The sequence below is a fragment of the Salinigranum halophilum genome (assembly GCF_007004735.1).
GTDB classification, from domain to species: domain Archaea; phylum Halobacteriota; class Halobacteria; order Halobacteriales; family Haloferacaceae; genus Salinigranum; species Salinigranum halophilum.
The window spans coordinates 1-5,301 of sequence record NZ_SSNL01000011.1 but is presented as its reverse complement, the minus strand read 5'-3'; the positions used below and the strand labels follow the sequence as shown (position 1 = coordinate 5,301).

Below are 5,301 nucleotides of genomic sequence, written 5' to 3'. Positions count from 1 at the left end.
GAGCCACTGGCTCGAGACGAGTGAAGGACGAGTATGAGTGGAGGCGGCGAATCGGTGTTCCCAGGGGGTCGCCCACCCCAGTACTTGCCGACACGCAGGCGAGCTTAACTTCCGTGTTCGGGATGGGTACGGGTGTTACCTCGCCGCTCTGGCCGCCTTAATGCCGATCGACGGAGTCGAACCGTCGTGATATCCAATATCGGTGGGACCGAGCAGTTGATTTGTCAAATCGTGTGTATATCGTGCAATCCAGTTTGCGCCTGGACTCGTTCGTGTATCGAGTCTCAGTGCGTTCTGATGAACAACCAGTATGAGTATGGCTTGGTCTGTTAGTGCTCGCGGGCTGAACAACTCGTTGCCTCGTTGCGTACACCCCGAGTCTATCGAACTCGTCTTCTACGAGTGACCTCAATGACACCTCTTTTCCAGGTGGGTTTCGAGCTTAGATGCGTTCAGCTCTTACCCCGTGTGGCGTAGCTGCCCGGCAACTGCCCTCTCGGACAACCGGTACACCAGTGGCCACCACTCGTAGTTCCTCTCGTACTATACGAGCGTTCCCGTCAGGTGTCTTCACACCCCCAATAGATAGCAGCCGACCTGTCTCACGACGGTCTAAACCCAGCTCACGACCTCCTTTAATAGGCGAACAACCTCACCCTTGCCCGCTTCTGCACGGGCAGGATGGAGGGAACCGACATCGAGGTAGCAAGCCACCGGGTCGATATGTGCTCTTGCCGGTGACGACTCTGTTATCCCTAAGGTAGCTTTTCTGTCATCTACGGGTCCCATGAATGAACCTCGTAGGTTCGCTAGACCACGCTTTCGCGTCAGCGTTCCTCGTTAGGAAGAACACTGTCAGACATCCTTTTGCTCTTGCACTCTTCTGCGGGTTTCCGACCCGCGTGAGGATATCTTCGGGCGCGCTCGATATCTTTTCGAGCGCGTACCGCCCCAGTCAAACTGCCCGGCTACCGGTGTCCTCCTCCCGGAGTGAGAGTCGCAGTCACTGACGGGTAGTATTTCAGTGGTGTCTCGGTGGCTCGCTAGCGCGAGTACCTGTGTAACGACTCCTACCTATCCTGCACATCAGCGACCACGTCTCAGCGACAGCCTGCAGTAAAGCTCTATAGGGTCTTCGCTTCCCCTTGGGGGTCTCCAGACTCCGCACTGGAACGTACAGTTCACCGGGCCCAGCGTTGGGACAGCGACGCTCTCGTTGATCCATTCATGCAAGCCGCTACTGAAGCGGCAAGGTACTACGCTACCTTAAGAGGGTCATAGTTACCCCCGCCGTTGACGGGTCCTTCGTCCAGTTGTACCTGGTGTTCAGATACCCGCACTGGGCAGGATTCAGTGACCGTACGAGTCCTTGCGGATTTGCGGTCACCTATGTTGTTACTAGACAGTCGGAGCGTCCGAGTCACTGCGACCTGCCTCGTGAAAGGCAGGCATCCCTTATTGCGAACGTACGGGACTAAATTGCCGAATTCCCTAACGCCGGTTGCTCCCGACGGGCCTTGGCTTACGCTGCCAGAGCACCTGTGTCGGATCTCGGTACGGATGTTGTGCTCGTCTTTTCACGGGCTCTAGGTATCGCTCACTTGCGCTGTCTCGAGCTTCGCTCGCTTCGTGCCATTACGGCTTCCACGAGTTTCCTCGATTCGACCGGGCGAAGGCCCGGCTGAACGGTTCCCAAAGCGTCGACTTTGAGTGCACAACAGTTCAGGAATATTAACCTGATTCCCATTTGTGTGATTCGAGTTACGGTCACACTTAGGACCGACTAACCCTCGGCTGATTGGCAGTGCCGAGGAACCCTTGCTCTTCAGGCCGTCGGGGTTCACACCCGACTCTCGCTGCTACTGTGACCAGGATTTTCGTTTCCGTACGGTCCACACGAGTTCTCACCCGTGCTTCCACCCGGACGGAGCGCCAGTCTACAAGATTCCTCCTGGTGGAGGACTGGTAGGTCTCGGAAGTGGATTTGAGCCCCGATCATTTTCGACGCCTCGAACCTCGGCCGGTAAGCTGTTACGCTTTTCTTAGAGGGTAGCTGCTTCTAAGCTCACCTCCCGGCTGTTTAGGGCTCGAGACAATCTTCGGTCGCACTTAATCCACATTTGGGGTCCTTAGCCTACCTCTGGGTTGTCTCCCTCACGGTACCCAAGCTTACCCCGGAGTACCGGACTCCCAGCTTCTACGACGTATGCAAGTTCGGAGTTCGACAGGGAGGCCGACTCCTCTCGGAGGCGGGTCTCCCAATCGGTCGCTCTACCTCGCATACTATCTCTGCTGAGGTCATGCTTCGACATGTTTCGACTGGAACCAGCTGTTGCCGAGTTCGATGGGCCTTTCACCCCTACGCGCGGGTCACGGGAGGGTATTGTAGGACACCAACCCTAGCGGGCCTCCACGTGGCTTTCGCCACGCTTCGCCCTGCCCCCGCGTAGATCACTCGGTTTCGGGTCGCACCCGTCTGACTCCCCGCGCTTGAACACGGTGGCCCTGGCCTCGAAGAGGCTGCGGCCGTATCGGTTTCCCTACGCCTTCCACGATGCTCGTGTTAGACTTGCCAGACAAGTGCACTCCCTGGTTCGTTTTTCAAAACGTACGACGGGACATCGGCTCCTCTCGAGTCCTACTGGACGCTCGCGCGTCGGTCGTTCGTCGAGAGGCCTTGTATGCCTCGTCGTTCCATCACTGACTGATTTCAGGCCCTATTGCACCGCCCTTCTCGGGGTGCTTTTCAGCGTTCGCTCACGCTACTTGTTCGCTATCGGTCTCGAGGAGTGTTTAGTCTTCCCAGTTGATGCCTGGGACCTTCACAAGGGATATCCAACCCCTGCTACTCTGGAGCTGACGCACATCGTACTGATCTGTCTTACGGGGCTTTCACCCTGTGTCGCGCTCCGTTCCAGGAGACTTCAGACAGATGGTCGGATGATGAGAGTCAGTCCGGACACCACATGTCCCGTGAGGGATTCGGTTTGGACTGTGTCGCGTTCACTCGCCGTTAGTAACGACATCGCGGTTGCGTTCTTTTCCTGTTCCTACTAAGATGTTTCAATTCGGAACGTTCCCCATTGCGCGCGGCAATTGCGGTGAGGATTCCTATTCGGAGATCTCTGGTTCTTTGCCTCCGTGCGGCTTCCCAGAGCTTTTCGCAGCTTGGCACGTCCTTCATCGGCTCTCGAGCCGAGCCATTCACCAGCCAGTACAGTAGCCAGTAATGCTGTGTTGTTGTGGGCGCACTATGACTCGATTCGCTGAACGAGTCCAGTGGACGCCTGGATTGCACGTACACACGATTTCATCACGCTCCTTGTGACGCAAGGCGCGTTCAACCCTTCCCAACCACGCTTTCGCGGGATGGTGCATCGGTTTTGCTTCGGGACTCATCGTATCGCCCTCTCCCACTTAAGGGGAGTGGTTCGTGTCGACGAGTCCCTGACATTGACCTACTGGGAGTCGAACCCACCTCTCACGGGGAGAGGTCTCGCCACCGAGTGGTAGGTCTCGTTAGCCCTGGTAGTTCTTAGGTGCCCGGTCGGCACGGTGTGTGACTGGCGGTGTCTTGCGATGAGTGAAAGTGGGCTTCCCGTACAGGGAAGTCCCGTTCGTTAGGAGGTGATCCAGCCGCAGATTCCCCTACGGCTACCTTGTTACGACTTAAGCCCCCTTGCGGAGCCCAGATTCGACCTGGGAGCCAGGCCTCATCCGGACCCCACTCGGGTGCTTTGACGGGCGGTGTGTGCAAGGAGCAGGGACGTATTCACCGCGCTCTGCTGAAACGCGATTACTACCGAATCCAGCTTCATGTGGGCGAGTTTCAGCCCACAATCCGAACTACGACCAAGTTTCGGAGATTACCGTCCTCTCTCGAGGTTGGAACCCATTGTCTTGACCATTGTAGCCCGCGTGTAGCCCAGCTCATTCGGGGCATACTGACCTACCGTTGCCCGTTCCTTCCTCCGCTTTAGCAGCGGCAGTCCTCTTAATGTACCCATCCAGGAAACCTGATGCTGGCAATTAAGAGTGCGGGTCTCGCTCGTTGCCTGACTTAACAGGACGCCTCACGGTACGAGCTGACGGCGGCCATGCACCTCCTCTCTACAGCGTCGTGACAAGGTCATCAACCTGGTCGTCATCACTGTAGTCGGAGCTGGTGAGATGTCCGGCGTTGAGTCCAATTAAACCGCAGGCTCCTCCGGTTGTAGTGCTCCCCCGCCAATTCCTTTAAGTTTCATCCTTGCGGACGTACTTCCCAGGCGGCCAGTTTCTCGGCTTCCCTACGGCACAGCGCAGGCTCGTAGCCTGCGCCACACCTAACTGGCATCGTTTACGGCTGGGACTACCCGGGTATCTAATCCGGTTCGAGACCCCAGCTTTCGTCCCTCACTGTCGGATCCGTCTTCTCGAGGTGCTTTCGCCATCGGTGGTCCGTCCAGGATTACAGGATTTCACTCCTACCCCGGACGTACCCCTCGAGCCTTCCGGTCCCAAGCCACGCAGTTTCCGCCGGACGCCCACTAGTTGAGCTAGTGGATTTCCCGACGGACTTGCGTGGCCAGCTACGGACGCTTTAGGCCCAATAACAGCGGTCATCACTCGAGCTGCCGGTATTACCGCGGCGGCTGGCACCGGTCTTGCCCAGCTCTTGTTCCTGAACCTCCCTACGGTTCAGAAAAGCGAGGGCTAGTATGCCCTCGCACTCGGGGTCCCCTTATCGCACTGGCGTGCAGTGTAAAGGTTTCGCGCCTGCTGCGCCCCGTAGGGCCCGGAATCTTGTCTCAGATTCCGTCTCCGGGCTCTTGCTCTCACAACCCGTACTGATTATCGGCACGGTGGGCCGTTACCCCACCGTCTACCTAATCAGCCGCAGCCACATCCTGTGGCGCCGGAGCGTTTCGGCCACTCTGCATTCCAGCATGAGTGTCGTATGGACTATTAGCCTCAGTTTCCCGAGGTTATTGTCCTCCACAGGGTAGTTTGGCCACGTGTTACGGAGCTTTTCGCTACGTTAGACGTACAACTAGCATGGCTAAATCGGACCCCGATAGCAATGACCTCCGGCAGGATCAACCGGAATGTTCCCTCTTCCGTTTGGGGGCGAAAGAGGGGGGTGGCGGGATTTGTGTCTGTGAAGACACGAATCACCGTTCATTGCAAGGTCCGTCCAGTGACACACCGGGTCGACCGGGTGTCACCGAACTACCAGGGCTAACATCAGATTCCGTCTTACGGCGGACCGCAGGGGGGGAATCCTCACGTATCGTTTCGGACCTGAACCAACGTGAGTCG

General features: G+C 57.3%; 3 rRNA genes. All 3 read right to left on the bottom strand.

Annotated elements, in window-relative coordinates:
* Positions 1 to 38: 38 nt before the first annotated feature.
* Positions 39 to 160, bottom strand: a 5S ribosomal RNA gene (gene rrf / locus E6N53_RS20570).
* A 151-nt stretch (positions 161 to 311) separates the two neighbouring features.
* Positions 312 to 3,232: ribosomal RNA gene (locus tag E6N53_RS20565) — 23S ribosomal RNA — on the bottom strand.
* A gap of 390 nt (positions 3,233 to 3,622) precedes the next feature.
* Positions 3,623 to 5,089: ribosomal RNA gene (locus E6N53_RS20560) — 16S ribosomal RNA — on the bottom strand.
* The 16S, 23S and 5S rRNA genes sit together here, the layout of an rRNA operon.
* Positions 5,090 to 5,301: the final 212 nt, after the last annotated feature.